18 protein-coding genes are annotated in these 15,356 nt (G+C 54.6%); all 18 read right to left on the bottom strand.

Annotation, left to right across the window (positions count from 1 at the left end; all coding sequences use genetic code 11):
- Nucleotides 1–83 precede the first annotated feature (83 nt).
- Nucleotides 84–359: a hypothetical protein gene (locus tag NA624_RS10125; protein WP_234947416.1), complete on the bottom strand. Its 276-nt coding sequence runs from the start codon at nt 357–359 to the stop codon at nt 84–86.
- A 102-nt stretch (nt 360–461) separates the two neighbouring features.
- Nucleotides 462–839 (bottom strand): hypothetical protein, encoded by a 378-nt coding sequence (locus tag NA624_RS10130; RefSeq protein ID WP_000089017.1) that lies wholly within the window; start codon nt 837–839, stop codon nt 462–464.
- Complete coding sequence (locus NA624_RS10135) at nt 836–3,634, bottom strand: conjugative transfer ATPase (RefSeq protein ID WP_000459281.1); 2,799 nt, start codon at nt 3,632–3,634, stop codon at nt 836–838. Before NA624_RS10135 ends, NA624_RS10130 begins: the two co-directional genes overlap by 4 nt.
- Complete coding sequence (locus NA624_RS10140; protein ID WP_000815287.1) at nt 3,634–4,059, bottom strand: TIGR03751 family conjugal transfer lipoprotein; 426 nt, start codon at nt 4,057–4,059, stop codon at nt 3,634–3,636. Before NA624_RS10140 ends, NA624_RS10135 begins: the two co-directional genes overlap by 1 nt.
- A 13-nt stretch (nt 4,060–4,072) precedes the next feature.
- The gene (locus tag NA624_RS10145) at nt 4,073–5,560 is read right to left on the bottom strand and encodes a TIGR03752 family integrating conjugative element protein (RefSeq protein ID WP_000224029.1); all 1,488 of its coding nucleotides are present in this window, start codon (nt 5,558–5,560) and stop codon (nt 4,073–4,075) included.
- On the bottom strand, nt 5,560–6,417 hold the full coding sequence (locus NA624_RS10150) for a TIGR03749 family integrating conjugative element protein (RefSeq protein WP_000750313.1): 858 nt from the start codon (nt 6,415–6,417) through the stop codon (nt 5,560–5,562). Before NA624_RS10150 ends, NA624_RS10145 begins: the two co-directional genes overlap by 1 nt.
- Complete coding sequence (locus NA624_RS10155; protein ID WP_000051877.1) at nt 6,414–7,076, bottom strand: PFL_4703 family integrating conjugative element protein; 663 nt, start codon at nt 7,074–7,076, stop codon at nt 6,414–6,416. The genes NA624_RS10150 and NA624_RS10155 overlap by 4 nt, the downstream gene beginning before the upstream one ends.
- On the bottom strand, nt 7,073–7,462 hold the full coding sequence (locus NA624_RS10160) for a TIGR03750 family conjugal transfer protein (RefSeq protein ID WP_000190809.1): 390 nt from the start codon (nt 7,460–7,462) through the stop codon (nt 7,073–7,075). The genes NA624_RS10155 and NA624_RS10160 overlap by 4 nt, the downstream gene beginning before the upstream one ends.
- A gap of 8 nt (nt 7,463–7,470) precedes the next feature.
- Nucleotides 7,471–7,809 carry a TIGR03745 family integrating conjugative element membrane protein gene (locus tag NA624_RS10165; protein ID WP_000770371.1) on the bottom strand — a complete coding sequence of 113 codons (339 nt, stop codon included), beginning with the start codon at nt 7,807–7,809 and terminating at the stop codon, nt 7,471–7,473.
- Between the two features lie 23 nt (nt 7,810–7,832).
- Nucleotides 7,833–8,069: a TIGR03758 family integrating conjugative element protein gene (locus NA624_RS10170; RefSeq protein ID WP_001070658.1), complete on the bottom strand. Its 237-nt coding sequence runs from the start codon at nt 8,067–8,069 to the stop codon at nt 7,833–7,835.
- The gene (locus NA624_RS10175) at nt 8,066–8,347 is read right to left on the bottom strand and encodes an RAQPRD family integrative conjugative element protein (RefSeq protein WP_234947418.1); all 282 of its coding nucleotides are present in this window, start codon (nt 8,345–8,347) and stop codon (nt 8,066–8,068) included. The genes NA624_RS10170 and NA624_RS10175 overlap by 4 nt, the downstream gene beginning before the upstream one ends.
- 189 nt (nt 8,348–8,536) lie before the next feature.
- Nucleotides 8,537–9,301 carry a TIGR03747 family integrating conjugative element membrane protein gene (locus NA624_RS10180; RefSeq protein ID WP_000797044.1) on the bottom strand — a complete coding sequence of 255 codons (765 nt, stop codon included), beginning with the start codon at nt 9,299–9,301 and terminating at the stop codon, nt 8,537–8,539.
- Entirely contained in the window at nt 9,294–11,450 is a 2,157-nt protein-coding gene (gene traD / locus NA624_RS10185) for a type IV conjugative transfer system coupling protein TraD (protein ID WP_001549880.1), read from the bottom strand. Before traD ends, NA624_RS10180 begins: the two co-directional genes overlap by 8 nt.
- Before the next feature lie 118 nt (nt 11,451–11,568).
- Nucleotides 11,569–12,123 carry a restriction endonuclease gene (locus tag NA624_RS10190; RefSeq protein ID WP_024134575.1) on the bottom strand — a complete coding sequence of 185 codons (555 nt, stop codon included), beginning with the start codon at nt 12,121–12,123 and terminating at the stop codon, nt 11,569–11,571.
- Nucleotides 12,124–12,151: 28 nt separating this feature from the next.
- Nucleotides 12,152–12,682: an integrating conjugative element protein gene (locus tag NA624_RS10195; protein WP_001549879.1), complete on the bottom strand. Its 531-nt coding sequence runs from the start codon at nt 12,680–12,682 to the stop codon at nt 12,152–12,154.
- Nucleotides 12,679–13,368: a lytic transglycosylase domain-containing protein gene (locus tag NA624_RS10200; RefSeq protein ID WP_000024014.1), complete on the bottom strand. Its 690-nt coding sequence runs from the start codon at nt 13,366–13,368 to the stop codon at nt 12,679–12,681. Before NA624_RS10200 ends, NA624_RS10195 begins: the two co-directional genes overlap by 4 nt.
- Entirely contained in the window at nt 13,347–14,087 is a 741-nt protein-coding gene (locus NA624_RS10205; protein WP_000843672.1) for a TIGR03759 family integrating conjugative element protein, read from the bottom strand. Before NA624_RS10205 ends, NA624_RS10200 begins: the two co-directional genes overlap by 22 nt.
- An 18-nt stretch (nt 14,088–14,105) precedes the next feature.
- Nucleotides 14,106–15,026, bottom strand: coding sequence for a hypothetical protein (locus NA624_RS10210; RefSeq protein ID WP_000214160.1), 921 nt, complete (start codon nt 15,024–15,026; stop codon nt 14,106–14,108).
- Nucleotides 15,027–15,356: the final 330 nt, after the last annotated feature.

Genomic DNA, 15,356 nt, shown 5'->3' on the forward strand with positions numbered 1-15,356 from the left:
GCCGGAGGAATATCGGCAACACAATCATTTGGCCGGGATCTCAAAAAATGCCTGGAACTAAAACGGGTCTATTTACATTATCATCAAACAACTGACAACCTCAAAAGTGAATCAATCATTTTAGCAAGACGCATACTATAGAAATTTAGTAGATTTAAATGATGAGTTAACGTCGCGGCCGCAAATGCCGCATCCGGATCATTGCTCATCATTCCCTTATGCATATCATCATGCATTTTCTGCATTGAGGTCCTCAGTTCCTGATGCATTTGTGCTGCTTGTTGTGCAGCCAGATCGCCGGCCCAGGAAACAGTGGCTGACAGGCCCATCAATAAAACAGCAATAGTTGTAATTTTCACAGGAAACCCCTCATGGTTCATTATGTGAAGCCATAACCCTAAACCTTCCCACTGATGGAAGGTCAAGCCACTATTTTTATCCCGGCAATAAATGGGGAGGGATTATATCTCACTCAGCCAGAGCACCAGATACATTGCATCCACCATATCTGCGACATCGATATACCAGCGTGGAGAAAGGTAATCTTCTTTCTGGGGGAACTGCGCCCGGCCGCTGACAGTGATCAATACATCAGTCCTGCCCTGTTCCCCCTGAAAACACAGGGACACACAACCACGATGGCCAATACGATGAGGGTGGCACGTCATCGTCACCTCACCCGTCAGCCGGGTTCGCAACGCTGACTGAAGCTGCTCCCACTCTGTCTGCAGCGTTGACGGTATCACCGGAGCAGACTGCGGGGTGATATCAAACAACGCGCCATGACCGTTTTCTTCTGTCACAACGGGTTCAGGATATTTGAGAACCAGCCTGCTCATACACTTACCCCACGTCTTTCATCCAGATTTCGCGCAACCATAAATACAGCCTCGAGTTCACTGCACTGATGCGTTTTCATCAGCTTCCGGCGCTGCGCCTTTTCATCTTTCTCCGTCATCCCCAGCGCCAGATACAAACTGGGCGGAACAGACCGGAAAAGCGCGTTCCAGTTTCTCGCCAGCACCACACCCTCGGTATAACAGGGGATACCGTTCTTTTTCTCCCCTTTTCTGGCCGAGGCCAGCATCGCTTTTTGCTCCTCCGTGAGACTACGGAACCGCGCTATCTGCTCTATCTCATCCGGCGGCATGGTGAGGCAAATCCACCACTCCGCCATATTCAGCATTTTTTCTGCCGTATCGGGGTAATCCTTCAGGTTTTGTGTCGCCAGCCACAGCCAGGTACCGAGCTTACGCCACATTTTTGATATCTTCGCAAAATACGGCGACACCAGAGGATTTGCTGTCACCACGTGTGCCTCATCGATGGTGAAGACAATATCGCGGTCATCATGCTGGTCACGCTCTGCAATATGATTCACCGTGTTAGCCAGCGATATTACCGCCAGCGCCATCTGTGATTCATATCCTTCACGTGCCAGATACCCGAGATCGACAATGGTGACGTCCGCCTCAGGCCAGGCTTCACCCTCCCGGTTAAATAACTCGCCCTCAAATCCCTCCGTCATCAGTTCAAGCGCCAGCGCCATTTCCGACGCTCTCGACTGCATCTTCGGATGCCAGCGGGAACTGCCCTTATCGTTGAGCGATTTATCTGTCGAAATAGACTCCAGAACCGTTTTCAAATCTTCCGGCAGCATCTGACGGTTTTCGTCATACGCCATATCCGCCGCCATCTTCAGGGCCTTACGTAACAGCCCACGATCCGCGCGGCTCAGTTTCTCGTCCCGGTCGCCTCCGGTGACCATCAGAACCGCGGCAATCTCCATTTCACCCAGAATATCGCGCTTCTCTTCGTCATCATCCTCTTCGTCATCATCCACATCATCGATGTCGCGCAGCTGACTTTCATCCAGGGCCTCGTCGGAAATATCCCTGAGCAGGTGCGCATCAGCAAATACCGGCAGACAGGTCCCTTTCCCGGGTTTAATACTGACCTTGTTGACCGTCAGCCCCAGACTGCTGTAATAGTCTGCAAGTGGCCCAAACGAGTTACCCGACTCGACCAGGAACAGCCGTGGGCGGTGTATGGCCATCTGCTGGCACAATTCCACCGTCAGCGTCGCGGATTTTCCGGCCCCCGTTGGCCCGAAAAGCAGCTTGTGCGCACTCTGGATACGGTCCTTTATCGGGTCAAAATTGAGCAACTCGCCGCCCCGGTTAAAAAAGGTGAGCCCCGGGTGCCCTGTCCCCGTTGAACGGCCGTAAATGGGAGCCACACCGGCAAAATGTTGCACAAACGTCAGCCAGGTGTACCACCGGTTCGTATCCATCTCCGGGTTAAAGCACATGGGCAGGGCGCGCAAAAGCGTATTCAGCGGAGTCAGCTCGTGTTCCGGATTCACCGGCTGCAGGCCGTCATTCATCAGGGTGGTACTGAGTGACAACTGATATCTGTCCAGCGTACTCATGTCTGGCGCCCTGATAATAAACGTCAGCGCCCCCCGGTAGAGTTTATGTTTCTGTTTGAGCCACTCCAGCGCTTCTCCCACCTGCTCCCTGGCCATCTCCGAATCCAGATTGTCACCCAGCGACTTCTTCCCCTGCTGCTTAAACTCCTCCTCCAGCACATTCTGGGGCTGAACCATCAGAGTAAGACAGGCCAGTGTGCCCGGCGGCATCATATCCATCAGCGCATTGATATGTTCCCCCCGGGGCTTTTCACCGGTCAGACACCCCGAGCCAGGCGCTGAGGTCAGCCGTTCGACCGGTACCGCACGATGCGCCATATTGTCGAACCACCACACCCCGTTTTCCGCGTCGCTGCGGGGCGGTGTGAAAAACAGCGTTTCACTGAAATCGTTATTCACCGGCAACGCATCCTGCCGGTTATCACGCCATGCCGCCGTCCGGTACAGCGTCTGCGGGTCAATCCATTCAGGTGCCGGATTAAATAACCGCAGCAACCAGGCATGGATCTGCTCGCCGTTCTGCCGCTGGCACACCACGCCCGTCTGTCCCAGTGAGGCAACCAGCCGATCACAGACCTGACGCAGTTGTACTGCAGGAGGATAAGGCTCCCGGGTTCGGGGATTGACATACCGGTATACCACCATCCGGGTACGGCGCATCTGTCCGCGCCAGTCCACTCCCGTCACCACATTGTCTTTAAACAGGCCTTCCGGCCGGCTTATCTGCTTAAGATGGCGTTCGGTTTCGCCAAGCCAGGCCCGGGTAAATGCAGTACCCTGTGCTGCCGGGCTGACGTACCCGCGTATCCGGTCCATTTCCACCGTCAGATCTGATTCATCCTGACAGAAGAACTGAACCACCCACTGGTGAGTATCCCGTTCGTCCAGCGAGCTCTGTAGCGCTTTTTCGGTCATATCCCGAATTTCATCAAGCCTCTCCTGTGTCCTGCCCTCTGTTCCCGCCGGCGTTATCAAAAAGACCGCGCCGACCGACACACCGTCATCGAGCAACAGGCACTCATCTTCGGGCAGGTACTCAGCCCAGGGCAGAAAATCAATCACTGACGGGCCATGTTCATATACTTTCGCTTCTTCCCGCCGGCTCAGGTGCCGTTCCCTTTTCAGGGGGGTACGCCCCGATGCAGGCGTCACCGTATTTTGTGCCGCAGGAGACGGACGTCTTCCTGTCAGAAAATCAAACATTACAGCGCCTCCGTGCGTTCACCCGGAAGGGCATACTGCGTCTGAGTGTAAAACGGAAAGACGGTGCTGTACCCCGGTACCGGGGCACTGCCGCCTGCCAGATGTGGAAAGACATACATCACCATGTCGGGGTTCGGCAGTCGTGGAAACTGCTGGCTGATTTCGCTCTCCTGAGTGCGGCTGTAGCTTTCAGCCAGTGAGGTGTCACCGCGCTGCTCCGTCTGTGTCAGGGGGCGACGAAGTGCTGCCCGCGCCTGTACTGCCGGCTGTCCTGACGGCGCTTTGTTCTGCCACAACGCCAGCATGGTGTTATCCCCTGCCGGTAAAATCGCCTCTTTACTCGTGCCGCAGCCTGACAAGATGACCACCGATACCAACATAGCCACCGGCATAACCGGCCAGCGGCATTTTGTTGTCTGCTTCATTGTTTTCCCCTGCTTAGTCAAGACCCTGCTGTGTCGTCCCGGTACCCGGCAACGTAAAGTCATACTTCACCCGGCGCCCTTTTTCGGCATAGTCAATGTTCAGCTGGCGGGTGATATGAACGGCCACTTTTGCCCCGGGAGGGACATACACGGCATCAAACGTCTGGGCATAGCGCTCTTTGACCCACTGGGCGACTTCCTTAAAACCCCCGCCCAGCGCCTGCCCCAGTACCGCCTGCCCGGCGTTGCCGGTCAGTGCCGAAGTGATACCACCACCGTCAGTGGTGTTACTGGTATACTGGTTGGCCGTCAGCGCATCACCGGCCGATGTCCCTAACCCCAGCAGTCCGATGGTCGGCAGATACGTAGACGCATTGCTTTTAAGAGTGCCGCTGATACACGGTATACCGTTATCATCCGAGAGCCAGCCAATGCTGCCCCCGTTGCCGGATGTGCCGCCGTTATCGCTCCCGCTGTTACCGGTTCGCCCCGATGGCGCAGGCACGGTACGCACCGTGCCGTCAGAAAACACGAACGTGATGGATTTCACATCGCCCCGAACACAGGACAGCGTCCAGTCGCCGCTGGCGGTCCCTGACACAATAGCCCCTTCCACATCCGGCAGTTCGATACCGTTTGCCGTCAGGTTGTCCCGGCCAATCATGACCTTGAACGGATAAGGGTCGGTCACCTTGTTATTGACAGGAATTCGTCCCAGCAGGGCAGTCATTGCCGTGCTGCCCACCAGTGTCGAGTTCTCCGGCAGCGTGTAAACCGGGTCAACCAGCCCCTCATCCTGCTCGTTGTTCAGGCCCTGACGGTTATTCGCATTCCGTTCCAGTTCGTTTTTTTGCCGGGTAAGGGCATTGTCATCAAGAAATGAGGTGGCAAAACGGGGTGGCCCGCTCTGGCTGTTCTGAGGGTCGACCGGAACCGTATCCTGAGGCTCCACCCACTGGTACCCGTCTCCGGAAACCTGTCCGGTACCACCGGCATCAAGCCCGAGTCCCACCGGAATGTCACTTCCATTCATGTTACCGGTGCCGGACGTGTTCGCCTGCACTTGCGCGGATCCCCCCTGAAGCCCCGCCAGCATCGAATCAAATGTCTCCGTCAGCGACTTTTTCTGCGTCTCCAGGGCCTTTTGGGTCTTTTCCTGCGCATCACTGACCGCTTCATCAATGCGTTTATCAACCTGAGACGTACTTGCCTGTAAGGTCTTATTCTCTTCTTTAAGCTGTTTATTCTCCTCAAGAATATCGCCCTGCTGGCGCTGGATCTCTCCCAGTTTCCCCACCAGAGTATTGAGCGTGTCCTGAGCCGTATCCCCTTCCACGCCCAGTTCGCGCAGTTGCTCAGGCGTAAGCGTGGGCAGCGTCGTCACCGCAGCCTCCTGCTCAACACGTTTGTCACTGCAGGCACGGATCCCGATAGCCACTGCGCCCAGCGCGACCACAGGGATAATAATTTTGACCAGCGTATTAGAGCGAAGTGTGGCCATCAGTGAGCCTCCCTGCGATAAACGGGTTCAGCCGGAAAAGCACTCTCCGGGCGGCCCTTTATAACCAGATACAACGTTGTGGTATCCTCCGGCCGGCCCGCTTCACCCAGCCATCGATGCTGAAATGTGGCGGAGATAAACTGGCCAGACAGGATCCGGGGATCTAGAACAATTTTCTGGCTGCGCGGATTTCGAACCTTAAGCGCCACCACGCTATATTCACCGAGTGCCCAGGCCGCCAGCGGGGTCATCTCCAGCGGTGCAGCCGGGTATAATGCGGTCAGTCTGGCAGGAAGACGGAGCGGGAGTGCATGGATCCCTGCGACGGGCTCCACTGTACGCAGTGGTGCATAAAGCGTCTGGGCAGCATACCGGGTCAGAACGACGGGTACCGGGCCATTAAGTACGGCCACTTTTGGTTTTGCGGCCTTGTCTGGCTCCCGGGTCTGGCGGGTTCCTCCGGAGGCTGAATCATCTGGCTGGCCGGCTGAACTGGCCGTACTCACCGTTCCCTGGTAAACCAGCTGGACGGGTTCCCGGACAATTTTCCCGTCGCCTGCACTCACGTCCAGCAAAATCATTTCCCCGTTTTCCACGTTTTTGAGCACCAGGCGGGTGGCCGGGAAAGCGGCTCGTGCATCCAGATAAACCGTGCCGCTGTTGCTCTGAATACGCAGCTTACCGTTCAGGCTCGCAGGAAAACCAACACGCACATTTTTATCCACAAAAATGATACGTTCCTGGCCGACGGTCAGCGGAATTTGTAAGGGAATACGTTCCCACTTCATCAGTTCAACCGCCCCCGCACAGGTACAGAAAAACCAGAGCACACTCAGCAACGAGACAGACTTTTTCATTGTGTCCCCCCGGTTCTGGTTTTATCGACTTCATCAAGACCTGCGACCTGCAACCGCTGTGGGGTGCTGGCATAACAGTCGAGAGCCAGACCAAAAGGATTACGCTCCGGATCGCCTTCCCAGCGCACCACATGCAGGGGGTAGCGGGTCAGCGCACGCTTAATGAGCACTGACTGGTAGTATTCATCTGCGACAAGATCGAGATCTACCGTCCAGTTATCCATTCCCTGCTCGTGCACGCTGTTACTGCTGTATCCGTGCATGGGAATTTCATAGACCATACGGACACGATCCTGAAGTTCGCCGTTAGTGCGGCGTAACCTGACGTCTTTATTGAGAAAATCCTGACAGGCTGGCGTCAGGTAAGGACTCAGTTGGGCAATCCGCGCCGGATAGTCCACGCTGCCATTTTTGGGCCACGCGTTAAGCTGCTGAAAGATATAAAATCCAAAGCTGTAAACTGTCGACGCGGGGACTTCCCACCATTTCTGTGTGCTGCCGGAACGCAAATCCGGAGGAATGCGGATCGTTAAATCCCGGGGGGCCATATACCAGCCGCCCATAGAGACAGCGGCCAGAATGCCCAGAATGACACAGGCCAGACGCAGGGTATGAATATGACTGTCACGGGCTGAAACAGCATTACGAAAAAGACTCATATCAGCCCCTTACGACGTGTACGTTTGAGTTCCCAGGCCCGTGAAAGGGTGATAAAACGATAACTTCCCGTAGCAAGACTCCCGTGCTCTCCGGGGCTCAGTAAACGTGCGCGTAGCAGAGAAACCCGTTGCCAGAGATAGTGGTCTGGTTTGTTGCGCTTGTATCTCATCAGCCAGCCACCACTCACCCAGGCTGTCGGTATGGGCATCAGGATCATCAGCATGGGAAACGCAATCCAGCTGGTGAACGGCATGATAAAAAAGGCCAGTACAAACCCGATAGCAAGACCGGCCAGAGCAGTCAGCCCCAGTTCTTCAACAGTAAACCCCCGCCAGACTACCGGACGGGTATTGAGCTTATCCGGAATAAAATCAATCGTAGCCATGGCTGACCTCAGATAATGGTGACGGCTTTATTGAGGAAGTAGATGCAAAGCACGATCATAATGGCGCCGACCACCACCCTGACGCCGAAGTCAAACCAGCTGGCTTTGCCATCGCCGATTTTGTGATAAGTCCCCACACAGGAAATCACCACCACAATAAAGGCGATGGCGCATATCACCAGGGCACCGTAGGCAACCCCGTCCTGGCTCATCTTTTTAACGTCCCCCATCACATCGTTGGAGCTGCTGCCTCCCGACAGTTTGGGCAGGTCAGCACTCGCATACGCAGACCAGAACAACCCACTTCCCACAAGGGAGAGCTGGCGAAAACGATCGAGCAGTTTCATATCGACATCCTGTATTTAATTGACTAATAGCTGAAAAAAAGAATGGCCAGTTCAAGCAGAATGACCGCACGAATGACAAAAATGCCGACGGCATCACCGCGAACATCCTGGTTTGACCAGCCCACATAGACGGTACGTAATGCCCAGGAAGCCCAGAGGAAAAGGAGGGCAAAGAAGATCGCAACGACCAGATGTTTAAGATCCGAAGGCGCAATCCCGCCGGCGCCGGTACTGAATGCTGATATCTGCGCTTGGTTCATTGAGCGCGTTCCTGGCGATAGTGCCCTTCCACGGCGGCAACATCACGCGGCTGGGCACGGGAAGGGTCAAGATAGTGTGAAATGCCCTGCTTCATCGATACGATGTCCTGGCTGGCGCGGACGTAATCAAAATAAAAGCGCCCGTCATCGGCTGACTGGGCACTGAGCGCCCGGGCACGTTCAAGCGAGGCCTGAACCTGATCGAGCTGGCGTATCACCTGGGCAAGTTCATCTTTTTCTGAGGCCTGCGCGATAACAGGCAAACAGCTGCAACTCATCAACAGCACGCCTTTCAGCGCCAGGCGGGTAACGTGGTACATATCGCATTCCTCTGATTTCGGACATAGCGTCAGAGTGGCGAATCTGAAGGGAGAAAACAGCAGGAAACTGTTGAAAGGATTTTGAAAATTAAATGACGATGAAGTCTCAGGCGCCGTTGAAACCGGCGTAATAACGCCGGCACATAGCTAAAGATATTTCTTAAACGTGGACATAAGCACAGTGACCGAAGCCCCAAGCAGCAGGGCTGCCGGTAACAGAATCAGATTAGGATATATCGCCGTTGGCCATGACAGATAAAGCATACAAGGGTATATGACAGAGGGTTTGATAAACCGCTTGGCATGATGATAGAGAAAGCTGGACTCATAGCCGGCACCATAGCGGCGTAGATCACGACGGCTTAAGCCTTCAACCATAGCAACCATAACCACCATGACAAAGAGGGGAACTGAAAGCACCAGAATCGATACCCGCACAACAAAGACCACAGTGATATAGACCGTTGCCTGAAGAAAATCCCTCAGGTGTGTCAGTAGCCAGTTCCCCAGAGCCGATATTTCCGCCGTTAATAACGTATTCGAACCACTTCCCGCGTCTGTCCCCTGGGAAATAAACCGGATAAATCCGCTGTCCACAAATATCCAGTGATAGCCGAGGTTTATCCAGGCCATTGCCGTCACCGCAGGCTCCGGTATGAACAGGCTGCGGGTAAAATTCGAAGACAGGTATCCGAGTTCTGTTTCCATCATTCCCCGGGCGTGCAGGCTTCCCTGCTCCGGCCACCAGAAGATTAACCCGACATATTCAATCAGAAGACTGAATAACAACGATGCCAGCAGGATCCCCACCACATGCCACGGCAACTCCCATAGCAGAAAACGCAGCAGACCCGGGCGTTTTGTTCGTGCAGACGCGTCCTGTTTCGTCCCCTGAGTCTGTTCTTCAGCCATTCAGTCCCTCCCCGGGCATCCCCGCAGAAACCTGAAAATCCTTTGCCGCAGGAACAGTAACCTGTGCTGGCGTATTATCAGGGAGTGTCGAAATAACAGGCCACCAGGTGTCTCCCGTGCGATAGCTTTTACGCATAGCAGTGACCATCGCGGCCATATCGGGCGGCATCATATCGTCATTTTCAGCGGAAGGGAGAGGCATGCGAATTTTCCATAACCGCCCCCCCTCCAGTAACGCAAAGGCCTGCCCTTTCGGAAGATTAATCAGCTCAGACGTGGAGAGAAGGGGCGTGCGTACACTGCTCACCCTGTCCTGGGTGTTCGACGTGAAGTCACTCCCCTGTTCCGGATTTGAAATATCGGTAAATCCTGACACCAGCGTTTTGGTGTAGACCTCCACCTCAGGGAGCTGAGTTGTCAGCAGTTCCGCCGTCATTTTTTCTCTGACCCTGAGCATGACCAGCGTATTGAAGTTCCCTGTCACCTGAGCGGCTTTCGCCGCGTTACCAATACGCGCCTCAATATCTGACCACGTCTGCGTATAGGCAGTCACTTCAATCCCTGCCCCGCCTCCTTTGTTAATCATGGGAATGAATTCAGGGCCCATAAGTTCATTAAACTCATCGCAATGCAGGCTTATCGGCAGTTTTTTCGTTTTACCTGAGCCATTTGAGGGCAGATCGCCTTCCAGCCCGAATTTATAAATATGCCCCGCCACTGAGACCAGATCTGCAAACATCGAGTTCCCGACAGCGGATGCCACTTCAGCATCTGACATAGCATCAAGCCCGATGTACACAATGCCTTTTTTACGGATCACCTGCTGCCAGTCCAGTAACGGACGGGGATCTGACATATCTGTATAATCCGGAGAAAGGAGCGCGGACACTTTCCCGCTGGTCAGTTTTTCAAGCAATGGCAAAAGGGAAGCGACGATTTTATCAAAGTACTTCTGGTCATAGCGAACCGCATTGCGCAGGCTCTCCAGGATGGCATCATTCAGATTTTCAGCCTCTTCACTGTCGAGTACCTGTTCCGTTGCAGCTTTGCGTAACAATGCCTCCGGCGCACCAGCATTTTGTTTAACCTGTCTGAGCAACTCAGTTTGCGTGTCTATCAGAGCCAGCAGATGGGGCGCTTTTGCCTTCAGAAACCAGGCAACATAACGGTCGTGCAGACCCGTGATGTTCATGACATAACGACGAACCAGGTTATAGTCCGGGCGTTCCCCCAGAGCAACCAGAGCCTGAGCGATAATATTGACAACACGCCACGCAAATTCTTTAAACGCCGCACTGTTCCCTTCTCCACTGAGCTGGTTTGCCAGTCGGGTCGGCACTTCCGATGTACGGCCGAAACGACCTATACCGTTATAACGAGCGCTGATTTCTGGCCATCCCAGGTGAAAGATGTAAAGCTCATCATCACGCCCGGCGCGGTGAGCCTCTGCCCATACCCGCTTAAGCAGATCGGCGTCACCTTTGGGATCAAACACAATAGTGATATTTCCACGACGTATATCCTGGGTAATCAACAGCTCCGCCAGACGCGTTTTTCCTACACGTGTGGTGCCAAGAACCAGCATATGGCCGACTCGCTCGCCTAAATCCATACTGACATCAGTTTCATCCGGCTCGACACCATGAATCGCCGGATTACCCCCCACTGGCGGTAATGGCCTCACAGGATTAAAAACAGAATCCTTACGCAACAACTGACTGACGAAAGGTAATCGGTATTCTGACCACCGCTCAGTCGTTCTGGCCAGACGATAGGATAATGAAGGCTGAAGGAAAGCCTGTACCTCGGGACGGCGGGTTTCGAGCAGTCTTTGCAGGTGCTTTTGCTCCCACATAAATCCTTTTCCCAGAAACAGACGATGACGGCTGACGGGAACCTGCCGGCTTGTCATCACATAGCGGGGTAGCCGTTTGAGGTTGCGTCGGTAACGCAGGATCCTCAGCCCCTGTCGTGCACGGACCACAGACAACACAGCAAATCCCCCCGCGGTCACATAACTCACCGACGGGGCAAGAGCCACCGCCCATGGCGCGCAGACGCAAACGAAAGTTGCACATCCTGCAGCTACGGCCGAGTTCAACTCCACAGCAGGACGCAACATGGCCTCCATCACATAACGGTCGCTCATCCCTGCACTCCCCGGGGAAATGCGGCACTCAGCGATACGGGTCTAAAGTCAGGCAACGTACCATCAAAGGGAATAACGTCTATGGACATTTCTGCACTCTCCATTTCATTTAACTTATTTAACGCTTCCGGCACACGGTCTGTCGCGTCTCACATCCCGTCAGCCCCCCGGACAGCAGATCCAGCAATCTCTGACCGCTGATGATGAGAAGACGTGGAGAGGCTGAACAGAGCGTCCGACTCATGTGGCCGGTACGTCCCGTGTGAATGAAAAAACCGCCACAGCCCTCCCGGGCAAGTAACTTGCCAAATGCCTGAATATGCTGGGGAGAAATACTCCGGCTATTGCGTTTGGCCTGAATCAGCCAGCGCTCACCATTAATAAAGACCTGCCCGTCCAGACCGCCATCACCGCTGTAGGAACGATTTCTGATGACCTCCAGTCCCTGTTTTTCCAGTGCCAGTAACAGCAACTCTTCAAACACATACGGGTTGATTTTCCGCAGATAGCTCAGACGCGCCCCGTCAGAGGACAGTTGCGGCAGACGTCCAAGTACCCGCTGCGCAGTTTTGCGGTAACGTCGGTGCCGGCGGACACGGGTTGATACCGTTCGCCGCCCCCCCCTCGCCGCGACAACGATGAAACACAGCAGCAGGAAAAGAAAAATGGCCATAAACATCATCAGCCTCTCTGTCTCAGCGCTATTGCGCCAGCCCGGTCGAGGTGATCAGTACCGGGTAATGACTGAGCTGAAGCCGGCGCGCAATTTCGCTGGCGGATGCCGGTAACAACGTCACGCCAGGAACCCGCTGCTGCAATTCAGTGAGCACGGCTTTATCGCTGACATTCACCACCAGACCGGTAGCATGAAGTCGCTTAAGCTCGTCATGGCGCAATGTCAGCCATTCACGCGACAACTGATCATCGCCCACCAGAAAGACCGGCGTCATACCGGCAAGATGCAGTTCACAGGAGACCACCTTCCCTGCACTCATCTCTGGCGTGGTCACCGGCAGCATGTCACTGATATCAGCAGGTGCCGGGGCAGGTTCAGCACTCAGGGAGCGGGGTGGTGTGAACTCGTTATTTTCATTGTTGATGGCATCAAAAAGCGGTGCCGTTGACTCACCGCCCAGATCAGCAATTACATTGAGTGCCGCCATCGATGATGTGGTCAAAAGCACACTGACAACGAGAGTTCTGAGATAAAAACCAACGGAATACAATTTCACTGACGAGACTCCCTGGGTTCAACCCATTGCAGTTCACGGTTTTGGGGTAATAAATGACGTTGTGGAGACGGTATCCGCGCCAGCTGAAGTTCGGCGTAGGAGACGGGTGTGCTCAAATCCAGTGTGGCCAGCTTGCGTTTCACGATGGCCTTATAGGTTCTGGCAGGCTTTCCACCGGCAGGATGGTGATAACATCCGCCTGCCTGCATCCAGCTCCCCGGATTGCTGTCATAGCAGGATTTAAGAATACGGGCTGCCACGCGCAGATTGGTGTAGGGCTCCAGGGCCTCGTAGTAACTGCTGAAATAGGCACCGTTCCAGCCGAGATTGACCTGGGCAATACCCACATCGATGCGCTTTAACGGATAGCGACGCATGAAGGACAACAGTGCGTCATACGCCTCCTGACGGGTGTTATACCGGTACCCTTTCCCGGCGACGTTCAGGGTCCACGGCCACGGGCGCTCACCATGAGGTAACTTTCGGGACGTTTCTGCGAGAGAGACCGAATACAATGCCTCAGCCGGAACGCCAATTTCACTGGCCACCAGATGGTAGCCGGGAGGGATAGTCTGCAAACCAGGCCCCTCCCCTGCTGCAGTAACTGTGCTGCCGAGCAACCCGGCCAGCAGGCTCAAAACAGGAAGTATTTGTCGGGACGTATTCAGAACGCTGCTATTTGCCATCCTGATGCTCCCTGCTGAAGCACGACTGGCATACGCCCCTGACCGTACTTCAGCCAGTTACCATTATCGTGGTTAAGGGTTATTTGCCGGCTACGAACCTTATCAACGGGAATATGGTGTGCCAGTGCCCACTGGCGAATGGTGTCATCACTGCCGGCACTGTCGACCAGATAAATATCAACCGGGCGGTTATCCGCCAGAACAGCACTGAGTCTGGCATCGCACTGAACACAGTTTTGTTTTACAAATAACGCCAGCCTTCCCTGCGTGTCATGTGCAATGCCGCTGGCATTCCCCATGTTGACGGAGAGCGTATTGGGATAAAGACGTTTCCAGGCCGCATCCACTTCCCGCTGAAAGGCCAGCTCCTTTTCAACACGTGCATACTCCTCCCTGACCCACATTTCCGCAAAGTGACGGCGTTCACTGGCAGATTTTGCCTCCAGACCCAGCGCCATCAGCGGATCGATGCCCGGAGACTGGGTGGCCCGTGGGCCCTTTAACACCTGCTGATACTGCTGCCACTCTTTATCACTGAGTCCCCATGCCGTACCGGAAGTCTGCATCCGACCTTCCGTGGTGGTATTCTGCTGCAGTGGTGCCGTGACGCTGTTGCCGGTACTGACAGAGGCCAGCGCTGTCTGTCCGACGCCTACCAACACCGTGGCTAACAGCCCCCAGGTGAATAAAAAATTGCGCTTGTGTATCACCGATTTCATCGATTATTTCTCCCGGATTCAGAGCGTTAAACGCTGAACCTGACCATTGACCTGGAACTCTGCGTGGTTACCGCTGACACTCACCAGTGCCCAGCCGGATACTGAGTCTCCAGGACTCAGCATCCGCAACTGCGCCCAGCCACCTTCCCCGGCAGGTAAAATCACGGCATAGGTCTGTCCCCCCCGAAGCTCAGTGCTCACCAGTGTGAAGGGGGGCGTAAGTTTACGGGGCCGGGGTTTTGACTCCTTTTTTACCGGAGACGGGCTCCCTCCCGGGGCCTGAACCGTTTTGGTCGTGGCAGGCGCAGACCGTTTATTCCATGCTTCTTTCCAGGTCTCCAGCGCATCGATGCGCAATGTTTGCGTATTAAGCGCGTTCTGCAGCGCGTCGAGTTTCATGCCTGTGTCATCCTGCCCGGCAACAGCCCTTGCGGCCTCGGCCCGGGCTGCCTTAACATCCGTGGCCAGCGAGGAAAGTTGCTGCTGAAACGTGGTGAGGCTCTGCGCCTGCTCACTCAGGCTCTGCTGCCATTTTTCGGACTGAGATTTGAGAACGTACTGCTGCTGCCTGTCTTCAATAGACTGCATGCGGTCAGGGAGCGTCTGCAGCTGTCCGCTGCGAAATGCCGCATCCAGCGTCGTCAGCTGTATCTGCTGCTGACGCACGGTGAACCAGAGAAAAAGGACTGCGCCCAGCAGTACACAGAACACCAGAACTGAGAGCACTTTAAGCATGAGAGAGCGTTGGTCTGAAGAAGGTGGCCAGCTATGGCCCCCCTTGCCGCCCAGTCTCTGAGCGGCAGACTGCGCTGAATTGCCTGGTGCGACCGGGATTTCCGGCATGTCAATGGTCGGTTCGGCGGGTTCAGTAAGGTGCGCGGATAAAGTTAAATCATTATCTGACGGAATATCGACAGTAGATGCCGTCGTGGTCGTCATGGTCAAAGTCCTCCGGAAACAGTTTTCGCCATGACTATGCAAAAACCGCGATGCGGATACGACCAACAAATCAAAACTGAGAAATGAAAATAAAAGCGATGAGGACGATTAGCTGATGGCAGAAAAACATCGACGCCCCCGACAAACCATGTGCCCGATGCCGTCCTTCTGTACCGGGAGATACATTTATCAGACTAACTACCTGATGTTATCCTGTCCAATAGTAGAACCACGGCCTGCCTGGCAACTCCCGTTTCTGAACACAACTCTTTTGAGTAACTGACAAGTGGCGAAAACACACTTTATTGCCAGGATTGCTGTTGAAATAAC

This window comes from Salmonella sp. NW38, from assembly GCF_051807745.1.
Lineage (GTDB): Bacteria > Pseudomonadota > Gammaproteobacteria > Enterobacterales > Enterobacteriaceae > Salmonella > Salmonella enterica.